This window comes from Novosphingobium sp. 32-60-15 (assembly GCF_002280675.1).
GTDB lineage: Bacteria > Pseudomonadota > Alphaproteobacteria > Sphingomonadales > Sphingomonadaceae > Novosphingobium.
Genome location: NZ_NCEN01000014.1, coordinates 53732 through 69115 on the forward strand (window position 1 = coordinate 53732; position 15384 = coordinate 69115).

The following is a 15384-nucleotide window of genomic DNA, read 5'->3' on the forward strand; positions in this document are numbered from 1 at the left end:
CCTGTTCAGTGTCAGAAGCTGACGCGGGCACTTACCCGGATGTCGCGACCAAACAAGGGTGCCACATCTTTCAAAAAGCTGGTGTGCCGCCGCGCTTCAACATCGAAGATATTGTTGGCCTGAAGCAACAACGTCGTTTGAGCATCAGCACCAAACGGCTTCCACGACACGCTGGCATTGACCATTGTCCAAGCAGGCGTGGTGGTTTCAAAGGCTGCGATGCGGCGCTGCGCGGTGGCGTGTTCCACTTCCAGACGGCCACCCACGACATCGCCTGCAGCTTCTAAACCGCCGATCAGTCGCAGCGGGGGAATGCGCGGCACGGCGCCGCCACCGCCCAGAATGTCGGCGCGCGTATAATCAACAAGGCCAGTCGCCTCAACGCGAGTACGCCCCAATTGCGCCAAAGTCACCGCTCCCTCAACTTCAAAGCCATAAAAGCGTGCGTCTGTTTGCGCATACTGGAATACCGGCAATCCGTCTGCCTCATCGCCGCTGGCATTCAACGAAATGAAGTTGTCAAACCGGTTGAAAAAGCCGGAAAGTTCAAGCCGCCAACCTTCTCCACGACCGCGCAGCACGGCCTCTGCACCCAATTGCCGTTCAATCCCGAAACCGGGATTGCCAACCTCGAATGCACGGGTTGCGGCATGGGCACCATTGGCGAACAGTTCTTCAGCGGCAGGCGCTCGCTCCGCACGTGCAAGACTAAGGGCAAGACGCCAACCTTCTGCCAGTTTTACTGAACCGCCGACAGACAGTGACACAGCATCGAACCGGCGTTCCCGGCCAACCGGGGCAGACTTTACCGTGCTATGCTCATAGCGGCCAGAAGCTTCGAGGCGCAGATTACCCAGATCAAACTCTTGCAGCGTAAATAGCCCGAACTGGCGCGTCTGGTTGGCGGGAATATATGCCTCTTCCCCAACTGCGCTGAAGTTCCGGCTGAATACTTGCATGCCGGTTGCCCCTTGCCAGCCGCCGCGATTGGCCTGCACCAATTCGGCGCGCGCTTCCCAACTGCGGTTGAAAAAGCGGGTGCCAATTTCACCGGTAGATTCAATCTCATTGTGACGGTAGTCGGCCCAGCCGGCGCGTACCTTCAGTTCCTTGAATGCACCATTCAGCGGCACTGCCCCGCGCAGATCGACGCGGTTCTGGCGCATATCGAGCATGATATCGGCGTGGCCGTGGCCTTCGTCGTTTGTGAGTTCTTCTTCGTGGCCGATATCGAGGCCGTTGGGAATGCCATAACGGTTGGTGAGATGGCTAACGGCCAAACCAAAATTCGCCCCATCCTGTCCAATCCACGCAAGTCCTCCGGCCACATCCCATGTACGAGCCGCGGTGTTATCAACCCGGCCGAACGCACTTGCGTCTTCGGCCAGTTCGCCACCTTCTTCAACAGCGGCATCACGCTGACTGCGGCTAAAGATGAAGCCACCACTGCGGTAATCATCGGATTCAAAAAAGCTGCCATCGACATGGGCAACGAACCCGCCACCCAGCGGTGCGTTGACCGAGGCCCCGATATTGCGTTCGTGCGCGGCAGAGGCATAGCCTGCCACGGCGTCAACATGGGGGCCACCTTCGGGAACCTCACGCGGGATACGCAAATCGCGCATATTCACCACGCCGCCAATCGCGCCAGAACCATAAAGCAAAGCCGCAGGTCCGCGCAGAATTTCGATCCGGTCCGCGAGCAGTGGATTGATCGCCACGGCATGATCGACCGAGGTATTGGACACGTCAAAGCTGCCAATGCCATCCGTCAGAACCCGGACGCGTTCATTATCCAACCCGCGCAAGATCGGACGCGATGCGTTCGGACCAAAAAAGCTTGAAGACACGCCGGGTTGCCGCGCAAGCGTTTCACCAATCGTGGACCGCTGCTGCAATTGCAGAGCATCGCCTTGCAGGACGGTAACTGCAGTCGCCACCATGTCACGATCACGCGCATATGGCGCGGTTACGATAATTTCGGTCGAAGGTTGGCTGTGCGAACTGCTTTGGTCACCATCCTCGGCAGCGCCGTCATTCGCGAAAGCAGGAACAGCAAGAGCAAGCGCAGCAACTGCGGTACCACTGGCCAGTAAGCGAGCAAGTTTCATTGCTATCAATCCTTTTAGCGATCCGTGCGGCTGTTTTGAAACAACAACGCATTTTGGCTCACGCTCGCTATAGGCCATATCCAAGCCATGATACAAGATATCATAACTTCAATTTGAAAAATTTAAGCAGGTCAGCGCACTGGCACGCTATAAGCCTCACTCCCCGCAAAGCGCAGGGTGCGCACAGTTTTACCGTGCCGGAAAATAACCTGATTGATTTGAGTGGGGTAAACATCGCGCAAGATAGTGGACTGAACTTCCAGTGCTTTTGGCCTGCCTTGGATCGTAGCGGCACATTCTACGCGAACTTGCGCCGCATCAATCTCCACCGCCGTCACAGTCAGCGCCACGGCCTTCCCATTCGAAGAAACCGAGAACCGGCGAAGCAAATAGGTCTTTAGCGCCGCGATAGCCTCGGGATCATCAAGGCTCGTTTGCGCATCGGGTGCAATCTGCGCCAAAGCCGGTTCCAGATCATGTGCTTCAAACCGGTGAGACACCGTTAGCTTGCCACTAGCGGCCAGTGTCACGATGCTCATCGCATCATGCCCGCGATGCGCCGCGGCAGGGGCGCTGGCCAGTATGAGGCTGCTTAGCGCTATCCCCAGCGCGACATAGTATCGGATAAGAGTCACTTGCTGCCGGGCGCGTCGTAAGTGCGCAGGCCATCCGGCAGCACTGTCATGTCTGAATCCTTCATCCGGTTCTTGGCATCTTCCGGCTTATCAATCCCCAGCGTAACCGGTTCAATCTGTCCGGCGTAGACGTTGTTGGAACGATCAGCGTCAGCGGTTTCCCACATCGGATCAAGTTCGGCCTTCACCAGCGTTTTGCTGGAAAGGTACTGCCATGTGACGGCTTTGGGGTTGGTCCGCCAAATCTCTGCCGGGATACGCGCAGTCTCACTCGATCCATCGGCAAAATCCATTTTCAGGATCACCGGCATGACCAATCCGCCGCGGTTGCTAAAGCTGAAGCGATAGAAATTGTCCTTTACCGCGCGGGCCGCCCGTTCCTCCGCCGTCTGATCTTTCAACGCTTCAGCCGCCTTACGACGTTCGGCGGCGGTCGCGTCCAGCGGATCGATCCTGTCGTAGAAATCGCGGGTGGCAGGATCGCGCTCGGTAACGGTCTTGGCCGTGTTGCGCATGACCGTCAGCGATTTGGGTTCAGCCTCACGGCGGCGCTTGCGTTCCATCGCTTCGGCATCGGCATCGCCCCCATCAAGCCGCGCCCGCACCACTTTATCCAGCGCGATATCAACATGGTCGGTAGAATAGAACCAGCCCCGCCAGAACCAATCAAGATCAACCCCGCTGCTCTCCTCCATCGTCCGGAAGAAATCATAAGGCGTCGGATGCTTGAACCGCCAGCGCACGGCATATTCGCGGAAAGCGCGATCAAACAATTCGCGGCCCAGCACGGTTTCGCGCAAAATCGTCAGCGCGGTTGCGGGTTTGCCATAGCCATTGGCGCCAAACTGCAGGATCGAATCCGATTGCGTCATCAACGGCATCTGGTTTTGCGAAAGCATATATTCGGCAATATCTTTCGGCTCGCCCCGCCTCGCCGGAAAATCCTTGTCCCACAATTTCTCGGCCTGGAATTGCAGGAAAGTGTTCAGGCCTTCATCCATCCACGTCCACTGGCGCTCATCGGAATTGACGATCATCGGGAACCAGTTGTGGCCGATTTCGTGGATGACCACACCGATCAGGCCATACTTTGCCCGCTCGGTATAGGTCAGGTTCCCGGTCTTCTTGTCTTTCACCGGGCGCGGGCCGTTGAAGGTAATCATGGGATATTCCATCCCGCCCACCGGCCCATTGACCGACTGTGCCACGGGATAGGGGTAAGGGAAGGCAAATTTGCCATAGACATCAAGTGTATGCGCAATCGATTTGGTGGAATAAGCATCCCACAATGGCCGTGCCTCTTTGGGGAAAAAGCTCATAGCCATCACCAGCGGTTGTTCGGCAAAGTCCTGCTTCACACCCAGGGCATCCCAGGCAAATTTGCGCGATGACGCCCAGCCAAAATCGCGAACGTTTTCAGCGGCAAAGACCCACGTCTTTTCGCCAGCAGCCTTGCCCCGCTCTGCGGCTACCGCTTCTTCCGGAGTCACCACATAGACCGGGCTTTGCGCACTGCGCGCCTGTTCAAGCCGTTGACGCTGCGCGGCGGTCAACACCGTCTCGGGGTTTTGCAACACGCCTGATGCCGCCACAACGTGATCGGCCGGAACCGTCAAAGCGACCTTGTAGTCACCAAATTCCAGCGTGAATTCGCCCGAACCCAGAAACGCCTTGTTGTGCCAGCCTTCATAGTCGGAATAGACGGCAAGGCGCGGAAACCATTGCGCGCCTTCGAAAATGCAATTTCCATCCTCGCCGGGCTGGGTGAAACATTCATAACCCGAACGCCCGCCTACGACATTGGCTTCGGCCATCGGAAAAGACCATTCGATAAAGACGCTGGTTTCGCCACCATTGCCCGCTACGGACTGCTCCAGATCAATGCGCAACAGGCTGTCCACCACCGTGAACGGCAACGCCTTTCCCGATGCATCGCGGACGGCGCTGATTGTAAAGCCACCTTCCCATTCCTGCATCCGCTTGGCCCGGCGCACTTCATCAAGGCTGATCTTATCGCCCGCGACGGTGTTGGTCATTTCGGCGATGGAATTGCGCTTGTAGTCGTTCTGATCCAGCAGCAGCCACAGATAGGGCAAGGCATCGGGCGAATTGTTGCGATATCGGATAGTCTGGCTGCCAGTGACGAGGCGCTTGGCCTCATCCAGCCGCGCCTTGACGTCATAATCGACCTTTTGCTGCCAATACCGATATCCGGGTGCACCCGACGCATTGCGATAATCAGTCGGCGTGGGCCAATCTTCGCCTTCCAATTGGCGAAATTTGTCAACAAAGGCGCCCTTGGTCTGTTCGATGGGGTTTGCGATGGCTGACTGCGTCAACACCGGCACGATTAACGCCAACATCGAAGCAGACACAAAGAACGAACGACGCACAGCGGCCCCCTATTTCAGGCCATCATCCACCGATGGCCGCAATTGGGTGCACGCTGTTACATCATATCATTTACGTCAACGCCTTATAACACTCCCTGTCCAAGGGGGCTGAACTGAAGACAACGGCTTAGCTTGCTCCCCCGAAGTGCATTCGGGCTGTGGACCTCACAACAAGAAGTCACCCTGGTTGTAAGCGATGAGGACGCCCGATATGCCGAAGCCGATGATGTCGGCAAGGCCATCGTTGTCGACATCGGCGACATCGCGGTAGAAGGTGTTATTACTGCTCCAGCCTTGGTTGGTGCCGAAGTTGGCAAGATCAAACCCGGCAGTGGTGAACGTTCCATCGCCCTTGCCGTAGGACACCAGTGTGCCCGCTATTCCAAAACCGACGATATCGGCAATATCATCGCCGTTTACGTCTGTGACCATGCGCGGAAAAGCGTCGTTGTTCGCCCAGCCCTGATTGACGCCGAAATCGCTCAACACCAGTTGTGCAGGGCCAAAAGTGCCATTGCCGTTGGACAGCGCGACCAGCGTTCCAGCTATCCCGAAGCCAACAATGTCATCGCGGCCATCACCGTTCACGTCTGCTACGGCGCGGTGGAAATTGTTGTCGTTGGTCCAGCCTTGGGCCACGCCGAAGTTTGCAACGCCGGTCTGGACGGCTTGGAAGGTTCCATTGCCGTTGCCAAGCGATACCAGCGCACCGGCAAAGCCGAAGCCGATGATGTCAGCTTTGCCATCACCGTTGACGTCACCCACAGTGCGCGCGAAGCCGTTCTGGCTTGACCAACCTTGATTGGTGCCGAAGTTGGCGATGCCAGTGGTGGGATTGGCAAAAGTGCCATCGGCGCGGGCGAGCGAGACCAGCGTGCCGGCAAAGCCGAAGCCCAGGATATCGTGACGTCCATCGCCGTTTACATCCGCCAATTCGCGGTGGAATTGGTTGTCAGACGCCCACCCGGCAGTCTGCCCGAAGTTGGCAACAACAAGGCTCGTGCCGGAAAAGCTGCCGTTTGCCGATCCGAACGAGACAAGCACGCCGGAAAAACCAAAGCCCACGACATCGGCAAAGCCATCGCCGTTCACATCTGCAATATGACGCGGAAACTGATCCTGCGAGGCCCAGCCGTTGGCAGGATTGAAGTTGGCGACGACTGCTGCGCCCGGGTTCCTGAAGGTGAACGAATAGAGCCCGTCAGCAAACTGGATCTGTTCAACCCGGACCAGCGTATCAGTGCCGTCCAATGCCGAACTGACTGTCAGCGCGCTAGATCCGACGGTTACCGTAGACTGCGCGCGTGTCGCGCTAAACACCGCCCGATCGCCACCTGCGCTGCCGTCAAGCAGATCATTGCCAATGCCACCGTTAAGGATATCGCCGCCCTGCGCACCAATCAGGACGTCGTTGCCACCAATACCCGCGAGGATATCATTGCCCGCAGTACCAACAATGTAATCATTCAACGCTGTGCCGGTAATATCAGACCCTGAATAATCGTTATCTGCGATGATCGCCTGCACACTCAGATTTGCAGGCCCAAGCGCAAGCGAGGTCGGCGTGAGCAATAGGCTGAAGGTTTCGCCGCTCTCGACAATAGTGTCTGCCAACACCGTCACCCGCACATATGCAACAGTTTGGCCGGGCGCGAACGTCACCGTGCCGGTTGCGCCAACATAATCCGATCCTGCCAGCGCGGTGCCATCTACAGTTGTATAATTGACTTGCAACTGTGACGAGAATGGCTGCGACAGCTTGATCTCGAAGACAACTTCGTTTGTAGGGTACAACGATTCATGCACGGCGGTTGCAACACCGGCCATCGCAATGTTGTTGCCAACGCCGTCGTTGTCGTAAACAATGCCCGAGGCAGACAGCGACTGCGCAGCACCAGCAAGTTCAGCATTTACGGGATCAAACAAGACCAGCGTCAGGCTTTCGTCAATCTCGTCAACATTGTCACTATTGGTGTTAAATTGAAGCGTGAGAGTGGTTTCGCCCGGTGCGAAGACCAACGTACCCGTGCGATTGAAGAGGGTGACGCTTTCGGTTTGGCTCAGCGTGCCGTAGCCGGTCCCGGACAATAGCCCGTAATTGACCGAAACAGTTCCTGACGAAGGCTGATCCAACGTGACGGTGAAGGCCATGTAATCACCCTCGGTCGTGCCGTAACTGCTGACCGAGATTGATGGTTGAGCAATTGTGGCATCGTCATTCAGGATCGTCGCGATGCCCACACTGCCCGCGTTGGATGGTGCTGCGGTGGGCGGGGTCACCTTCAGCAAAAATGTTTCGGTATTCTCAAGCGCCGTATCGCCAAGTACCGGCACATCGACATAGCCAACCACTTGGCCAGCCGCGAAATTCAACGTGCCCGTTACCGCGGTATAGTCTTGTCCGGCAATGGCGGAGCCATTTATGGTGTTGTAAGCCAGCGCGAGCGCAGCACTGTGCGGTTGCGACAAACGCACTTCGAACCGCGCCAGCTTTGTGCCACTGTCATTTTCATAGACAATCGGCGAGCCCACCAGCACGGCAAGGTTTGAGCCTACACCGTCATTATCAAGGATAATGCCCATCGCCCGCAGAGCAGGGCCACCCCCGGCCAGTTCCGCGTTCGACGGGTCAAAAAGTTCAAGCGTTATGCTTTGGTCGATTTCGTCAGTCGAATCTGATGGGATATAAATCGAGATCGTCTTTGTCGTTTCGCCGGGCGCAAAAGTTAAAACGTAGAGGTCACCAATATCTCCGTAGTAACTTGTGTCATAATCGCTAGCAGTTCCCAAGCCATTGCCCGTCAGCGTCCGGAAACGCACCGACACCACGCCTGCCGAAGGCTGATCGAGTGTCACCGTAAAGGCCATGTAATCGCCTTCGGTCACGGCATAACTGCTGACCGAGATGGATGGTTGGGCTATTGCGGCATCGTCATTCAGGATCGTTGCTATACCCACACTGCCCGCGTTGGATGGTGCAGCGGTGGGCGGGGTCACCTTCAGGAAAAACGTCTCGGTATTCTCAAGCGCCGTATCGCCAAGTACCGGCACATCGACATAGCCGACCACTTGGCCAGCTACAAAATTCAGTGTGCCGGTTACCGCGGTATAGTCTTGTCCGGCAGCGGCAGTACCATCTATCGTATTGTAAGCCAGCGCCAGTGCAGCGCTGTGCGGTTGCGACAAACGCACTTCGAACCGCGCCATCTTCGTGCCGCTGTCATTTTCATAGACAATCGGCGAGCCCACCAGAACGGCAAGGTTTGAGCCCGTGCCATCATTATCAAGAATGATGCCCATTGCCCGCAAAGCAGCGAGGGATCAAAGAGTTCCAGCGTTATGCTTTGATCGATTTCATCGACAGAATCGGATGGGATGTAGAGCGAGATCGTCTTCGTCGTTTCGCCGGGTGCAAAAGTTAAGAGGTAGATTTCTCCAAACTCTCCAGACCAATTGGTGTCGCCATCGCTGCCAGTTCCCAAGCCGTTGCCTGTCAGCGTCCGGAACCGCACAGACACTGTGCCTGCCGAGGGCTGATCAAGTGTCACCGTGAAGGCCATGTAATCGCCTTCGGTCACGGCATAACTGCTGACCGAGATGGATGGTTGGTCGATTGTGGCATCGTCGTTCAGGATCGTTGCGATGCCCACGGTGCCCGCGACGGATGGCGCGGCGGTTGGCGGGGTAACCTTGAGGAAGAACGTCTCGGTGTTCTCGATCGCAAGGTCGCCAATGACCGGCACATCGACATAGCCTACGACTTGGCCCGCAGCGATGGTCAATGACCCAATGGCTGCAATGTAATCTTGACCAGCGACCGCAGAACCGTCGATTGTCGAGTAGTTAAGCGTAAGTGACGATGTATGGGCCTGGGAGAGGCGCACCTCGAACCGCGCCATTTGCGTACCGCTGTCATTTTCATAGACAATCGGCGAGCCAACCAGAACGGCAAGGTTTGAGCCCGTTCCGTCATTATCAAGGATGATACCCGTAGTGCGCAAAACGGGGCCTCCCCCAGCCAGTTCTGCATTTATGGGATCAAACAGTTCAAGCGTCAGACTTTGATCAAATTCATCAATCGAATCTGATGGAATGTATATTGTGATTGTTTTGGTTGTTTCGCCGGGCGCGAAGGTGAGTTGGTAGATTTGACCGAAATTCCCTGACCAACTGGTATTTTCAACACCCGCGGTGCCAAGCCCGTTGCCCGTAAGCAACCGGTAACGAACGATTTCTGTGCCGGCCGCTGGCTCGTCAAGCGTAACGGTGAATGAAAGATAATTACCTTCAATAGCAGTCGCGCTAGAAACAGATATCTTCGCCATTGCACTCTCTTCTCGCCAGCCTGATACGCAGTTTCTCTTATAACTTCCTTCATTCAATGTAAAACCTTGCGTTAACCATATTCAGCTGAATCCAGCCCTCACCCTCTTCATAGTTATTGACAGGAATACAATTTTGAATCAGCACAGCTCGACTCGCGGATGAATTGCTGATTAAAAGGAACCAGCCTTTAAGGCAGGGATTAGCGTGAAGGCTGATACTGAATGGGGTTTAGACTCGCAAAGGGCCGCCGAGGATTGTGAGTTTGTTGGCCGCCATTGCCACGCAGCCCAAAAGCCCGGCAGGAAGTATGCACATCGGCAACGAAATGCGTACGCTCAAACGCTGACCTTCGACGATTTTGGACAATCCACCAAATAGTCCGACAAAGCGGGGCGCCGTTTTCGGCGATTTACCGGTTTATAAAGTCAGCGTATTTTTGAAGCACCCCGCCGAAATCTTGCTGCACAGGCGGCGCAATGAATGGCACCCTTACCGCTGGCTGTAGTGGCGGCATTTAGAGCGCCAGGGTGAAATATCATGTGCTGCGGCGTTCTCACAAAGGCGGCTGACAGCTTGATGACAAACTGCGGCGTCCTTTTGGCCTTAAGGAGCCGCAAGCAGTTGTTGCCACAGTATGTAAGGCAGGATTGAGGCGTGATCGTCAGTCCATGCCGGACCTTGTGGCTTCATCAGCGGTTGCCAGCGTTTGTCGCCCTTACTTCCGCCCAGCTTGGCCAATGTTGCCGGATCGCGCGCCAGAACGACCCATTGCGATGCCCTTGTCAGCGCATCCTTGGCGGGCCGGTCAATCAGGTGAAGCGCTGAAAGCCCGCGCTTTTGCGCAAGTGCCGCGATGGCTGGTTCAAGCCTCATGAAACGGTTTGAAATGTGGATCAGCAGCACCCCGTTATCGGCCAGAGAGTTTGTATAAATGCCGAGCGCTTCATCGGTTAACAGATGCAGCGGGATGGAATCGGACGAGAACGCATCGACAGCCAAGACATCAAACCCGGCCTTTGGCAGCTTGGCCAGTTCAAGCCGCGCATCGCCGATGATCACTTTGGCGTCTGGCGTGCAATCGCGCAGGAAGGTGAACGTGCCATCGCGCGAATAGTCCCACACGACCGGGTCAATTTCGAAGAACGTCCATACTTGTCCGGGGCGGCTATAGCAGGCCAGAGTGCCTCCGCCCAAACCGACAACGCCCACCCGCGCGTTCTGGCCAAACATCGCCTCGGTCTTGGCCAGGACCAATCCTGCCCCCGAATTGGCACCATAATACGATAGCGGTGTGCGGCGCCGGGCCGGATCAAGCGATTGGACGCCATGAATGGTGGTGCCATGCAACAGATTGCGCGTCTTGGTCACCTCGTCATCGCGAATGCGGTAAACGCCGAAGTAGCTGCGCTCGGTGTCAGATCGCGCCATGAACACGATTGTGTCAAAGCCGCCTTGGACCAGAACCAGGCCGCACAGCAGCATGACAAACAACGCCCGCCACGCCAGACACGCAATGCTGATCACCACAATCACAGCGATCAAGGCGACTTGCAAGCCAAGCTGGCCATCCCGGACTGCCGCGCTCAATGGCGCGAAGGCCAGGATCAGGCCGGTCGTAGCCAAAGCAATCGCCAACATGCGCGCGCGCGCGGCATCGATGCCAAAGCGCTTGGGCCAATCAACCAGCACCGGCAAAGGTATCAGCAGCGCCGATGCAAGCAGTAGCAAGGGGTGTTCCCATGTCCAACTGAACACGAGCGGTGCGACAAGCGCGGTGAATGCGCCGCCCAGCGCCCCGCCCAGAGACATGATGAAATAGAACTTTGTCAGCGCGCTATAATGCGGTCTCAGGCTGTAAAGGCGGCTGTGAAGCGCGGTGCAAATTACAAAAAGCAAAACCAGTGTCAGCGCCAGCAGGAAGATTGACGATTGCTGCGTCGAACTCATCATCACGCGCGCGCCAACCAGCATAATAACTGGGGTCACAATTATGACCAGCTTGGCCACCGTTTGACGGCTTGCGAAGGCCACGATGAAACTGAGCAGATAGAGCGCCAGCGGAATGACCCAGAGCAACGGCATGGCGACAATATCGGTCGTCAGATGCGTCGTGGTGGAAAGCATCAGGCCCGATGGCACAGCCGATAACGCCAGCCAGAGCGCGATCCGGCTTCGCGCAATCGGGGCCTGTTCTTCTGCTCCATTGGTCACAGGCGCGACCGATACTGCCACGATGTCCCGCCGCGTCCACGCAGCAAGGCACACCAAGGCAATCAGACCGCAAAAGCCGATGGACCACGCCCACACTTGCGCACGCGTGCTGAACAACGGTTCAACCAGCAACGGATAGGCTAGCAAGCCTGCAAAACTGCCGAAATTGGAAATCGAATACAGCCACCAAGGCTCGCCCGCTTTGGGATCTGCAACATACCAACGTTGCATCAGGGGGGCTTGGGCGGAAACCAATCCGAACACCGGCCCGATGGAAACGAGTAGCAGCAGCGGGATCAAAAGGACTTCGAGGCCTTGGCGCGTCGGCACCCATTCGCGCAGCGTGATCGGCAATGTTAGCACCGCCAGCAGCAGCAGCGTGATGTGGATCATGGCTTGGCGCTTCAAGGGCTTGTTTGACAGCCACAAGGCATAGCCATACCCGCCAAGCAGCAGCGTCTGATAGGTCAGCATCGCGCTGTTCCATACACTGGGCGCCCCGCCAACCAGCGGCAGCGCCAATCTGGCAACCATCGGCTGCACAAGAAACAGCAGGAAACTGCCGGTAATGATGGTCGCAAAAAACACTGCGCGCGCGCTGGGAGCAGTCATCATTTCTCCAAGACTTGTATCCGGCGCAAAGCGTGTTGCATTGAACAACCTCATTTGCCGCCCCTCGCGCAGCGCTGTAACCAAATATGGTTAACCAAACGCAATCAACGAAGAACGGGGTACGGCCGGAACATGCAGTCTCGAATTGCGACAAGCACGAAGGACTCAGCGATTCCTTGTGGCCCGTCGGCGATGCTCATTCCTCAAACCAAAGCTTAAAATCGCAAAGATCAGAGCCGTGGCGTAAGAGAACGGGTTGAGGCCGAAAGATTCCACGGGGGTGCGAATGCCCATGAAAAACAGATAGGCCACCGCGAAGGTGCCAAACGCCTCAGGACGGCGGGTAACGCGGATCGCCAAAATCAATGCCAATGCACCAATGACCACAGCAAAAAGCGTGAACCCGACATAGCCGAGATGGACCAATATCTCTGTCGCCGAGTTGTGAAAGTTGAAGCCCCGCTTTTCAGCGATCCCGCCAAACTTCCAGATCAATTCAGCATCGGGATTACCTACATTCCAGAATGCATTATACCCCAATCCGAATGCTGGATTTGCTTCAATCAACCGCGAAGCTTGCTCCCAGATATACGTCCGTCCGGTAAGCGTCGCATCTTTACCCGCGCTTTTAAGGATGCTGCCCATAACCGCATCAAACCAAAAAGATCGTAGGGCAAAAGCCAAAGACAATGTCGTGGTGATCGTGATGAACAACATGGTTCGCGCCTGAACGCTTAAAACGCGGCCGAACTGCATCGCGATCATGGCCATGGCGGCCAACATTGCGGCGACCAGCGCGCCGGTTGAGTCAGCACGGAGGACCATCCAGACATCAATTACAAGCACGATCAGCGCACAAAGGGCGAGAAAATAGCGGCGAAAGCCAACCGCAAAAACAGCGACCGCGCTTGCGATGAGCATGCCAACGCCTGAAGCATCAGCGGCCTGATTTTTGCTGGCCATTATACCGATGAAGGCCAGTTCGACTACGCTGCTGCCCGCCCGTCCAACCAGTGTATATCCACCGATCAACATTGAGGCGACGGCATGGGCGGCAAACGCCACGAACAAACCCAACAACGCCTGATGGGAATTCAGCGCAACGCCAATCACGATGCCTATTAGCACCGTGATGAGATATTCGGTTCCGTAATAAATCGTTGTTTGCGGAACTGCCGACCAAAATGCCGAGAGCAATGCAAAGGCCGGGAGTAGGCCCAACACCCCCGCCGCCAAGCCAATTTTGGATAACTGTTCAGGGCGCAACAAGAAATAGATAGGCAAAGCAACCACAAGCGCCAACGCAGTGACAGACCGCAGCAATTGCTCAAACAGCATAGCCGTCATCACAAACGCGACCCATATACCGTCAAAATTGGCCAGCCGGTTCGTGCGCGCAGCCAGATAGCTGGGCCGGGCGATGCTGCCTTGAAGGCTTTCGACAGGCCGCGCTGCACGCGTCATAAAATGTCGCCCGCCACGGTACTCACAATGCTGACTTGATCAAAAGTAACGCTCGCCAATGCGGATCGTATCGCCGGGGTTGACCCAGACAGGCCGGCCCTTTTCCAGCTTGTATTCTTCTTCAGCCCCGCCAGCCCGGCGCACAAACACTTTCGATTTGCTTGCACGGTAAGTGTAGCCGCCCGCTGTTGCGATAGCCTGATCAACCGACAAAGCGCTGGCATAAGGATACTGGCCGGGACGGCTTACTTCACCGAGGATGTAATAAGGGCGGTAGCTGAGCACCTCAATCGTGACGCGCGGATCGAGCAGATAGCCAGATGCAAGCTTTTGGCTGATCATGCCGTTCAGTTCATCAATCGTGTGTCCCTTCGCGATGACATTTCCGATAAGCGGAAAGGCGATGTCCCCATTGGGGCCAACCGAATACTCGCCATTGATAGACTGTTCGCCATATACGGTCACGCGGACCTTATCGCCCGAATCCAGCTTATAAACCGGAGCGGCAACGGCCTCCGATGTCGGGCTTGCCGCTGTTTGCGCAACGCACCCGCTGCAAACGCCGATGAAAACTAAAGCGGCCAAAATCGTGCGAACGAACATGTGTTGCTCCATATGCCACCCGCCGGAGCCTTAGCTTGTCTGCCTTGGGGAAGGAAGAGAAGGTTTGGGAATCAACCCTAAATGGATCAAACCGATGTCCGAAACAGCATTGGCTCTTTGCTGGGCTTCAATCCTGCGCGGAAAATAAAACTCTGTTTTGGATCAAGCATGACCGCCGAAAGAACCCCGGTGTAATATGCGCCGGTATCCAGACTGATGCGGTTGCTGCAAACCTCGACATCATCGACCACGTTGTGTCCGTGAATGATGATTGCGCCATGATCGCGCGTGCTTTCCATGAATGCCGAGCGGATCCAGAGCAAATCCTCTTCGCTTTGGCGGTGCAGCGACCTTCCCGGGCGAACGCCGGCATGACAAAAGAAAAATGGCGGCTCAGACAAGAAGGTTGGCAACTCCATCAGCCATTCAAGGGCCTCCACCCCAATACCCTTTTGAAGACGTTCAGCAAACCGGAACCGGTCCTCGCCAGACTGCGGGGGCGCAATGCCAAAGCTTTCCAAAGTGGCAAGGCCACCATGCTTCAGCCACAAATGCTGGGCGTCTGCATCCCCATGAGCCGCGGCAATCAATGACGCTTCGTGATTGCCCTTCAACACCACAAACGCATCGTAACTTTGGCAAGCCCGCATCAGCAGATCCATGATCTTGGCGCTGTCCGGCCCCCGATCAATGAAATCGCCCAGAATAACGAACTTTGTCGGCATGAGCGGCAGGTTTGCCGCTTTTTCATCGATCGCCCGAATGAGCGCCGCAAGCAAATCCCACCGGCCATGAACATCGCCAATCGCAAACACCCGCGATTCTTTTGGTAATGATGCGCGCGCCATTCCGACGATTTGCCGCTTGGGCAAAGCCAGCTTATCCGCGCTCACCGGGACTGCGGTCGAGCTTTTGTTCGGCATCTGTGCTCTCTGTGCGGTCACGGCCACGGATGGAATGCTCCCGAACGGACGAAACACTTGTGAATGTTGCAACGCAATAAGCTACGCCCTGCCCTCAGGTGTTGCA

General features: G+C 56.2%; 9 protein-coding genes. All 9 read right to left on the bottom strand.

The genetic code is table 11. The features are described from left to right. Positions 1-11: 11 nt before the first annotated feature. On the bottom strand, positions 12-2111 hold the full coding sequence (locus B7Y89_RS11615) for a TonB-dependent receptor (RefSeq protein WP_292938665.1): 2100 nt from the start codon (positions 2109-2111) through the stop codon (positions 12-14). Between the two features lie 131 nt (positions 2112-2242). Then, on the bottom strand, positions 2243-2746 hold the full coding sequence (locus B7Y89_RS11620) for a DUF6702 family protein (RefSeq protein WP_292938666.1): 504 nt from the start codon (positions 2744-2746) through the stop codon (positions 2243-2245). After that, positions 2743-5121 carry a M1 family metallopeptidase gene (locus B7Y89_RS11625; protein WP_292938667.1) on the bottom strand — a complete coding sequence of 793 codons (2379 nt, stop codon included), beginning with the start codon at positions 5119-5121 and terminating at the stop codon, positions 2743-2745. The genes B7Y89_RS11620 and B7Y89_RS11625 overlap by 4 nt, the downstream gene beginning before the upstream one ends. Positions 5122-5304: 183 nt before the next feature. Continuing rightward, complete coding sequence (locus B7Y89_RS11630; RefSeq protein ID WP_292938685.1) at positions 5305-8346, bottom strand: Calx-beta domain-containing protein; 3042 nt, start codon at positions 8344-8346, stop codon at positions 5305-5307. Continuing rightward, positions 8277-9521: a Calx-beta domain-containing protein gene (locus B7Y89_RS11635; RefSeq protein WP_292938668.1), complete on the bottom strand. Its 1245-nt coding sequence runs from the start codon at positions 9519-9521 to the stop codon at positions 8277-8279. The genes B7Y89_RS11630 and B7Y89_RS11635 overlap by 70 nt, the downstream gene beginning before the upstream one ends. Before the next feature lie 547 nt (positions 9522-10068). Beyond that, complete coding sequence (locus tag B7Y89_RS11640; protein ID WP_292938669.1) at positions 10069-12291, bottom strand: fused MFS/spermidine synthase; 2223 nt, start codon at positions 12289-12291, stop codon at positions 10069-10071. A 162-nt stretch (positions 12292-12453) separates the two neighbouring features. Next, entirely contained in the window at positions 12454-13635 is a 1182-nt protein-coding gene (locus B7Y89_RS11645) for an O-antigen ligase family protein (RefSeq protein ID WP_292938670.1), read from the bottom strand. 156 nt (positions 13636-13791) lie between these two features. Beyond that, positions 13792-14355 carry a polysaccharide biosynthesis/export family protein gene (locus tag B7Y89_RS11650; RefSeq protein ID WP_292938671.1) on the bottom strand — a complete coding sequence of 188 codons (564 nt, stop codon included), beginning with the start codon at positions 14353-14355 and terminating at the stop codon, positions 13792-13794. A gap of 86 nt (positions 14356-14441) precedes the next feature. Then, the gene (locus B7Y89_RS11655; protein WP_292938672.1) at positions 14442-15278 is read right to left on the bottom strand and encodes a metallophosphoesterase family protein; all 837 of its coding nucleotides are present in this window, start codon (positions 15276-15278) and stop codon (positions 14442-14444) included. Positions 15279-15384: the final 106 nt, after the last annotated feature.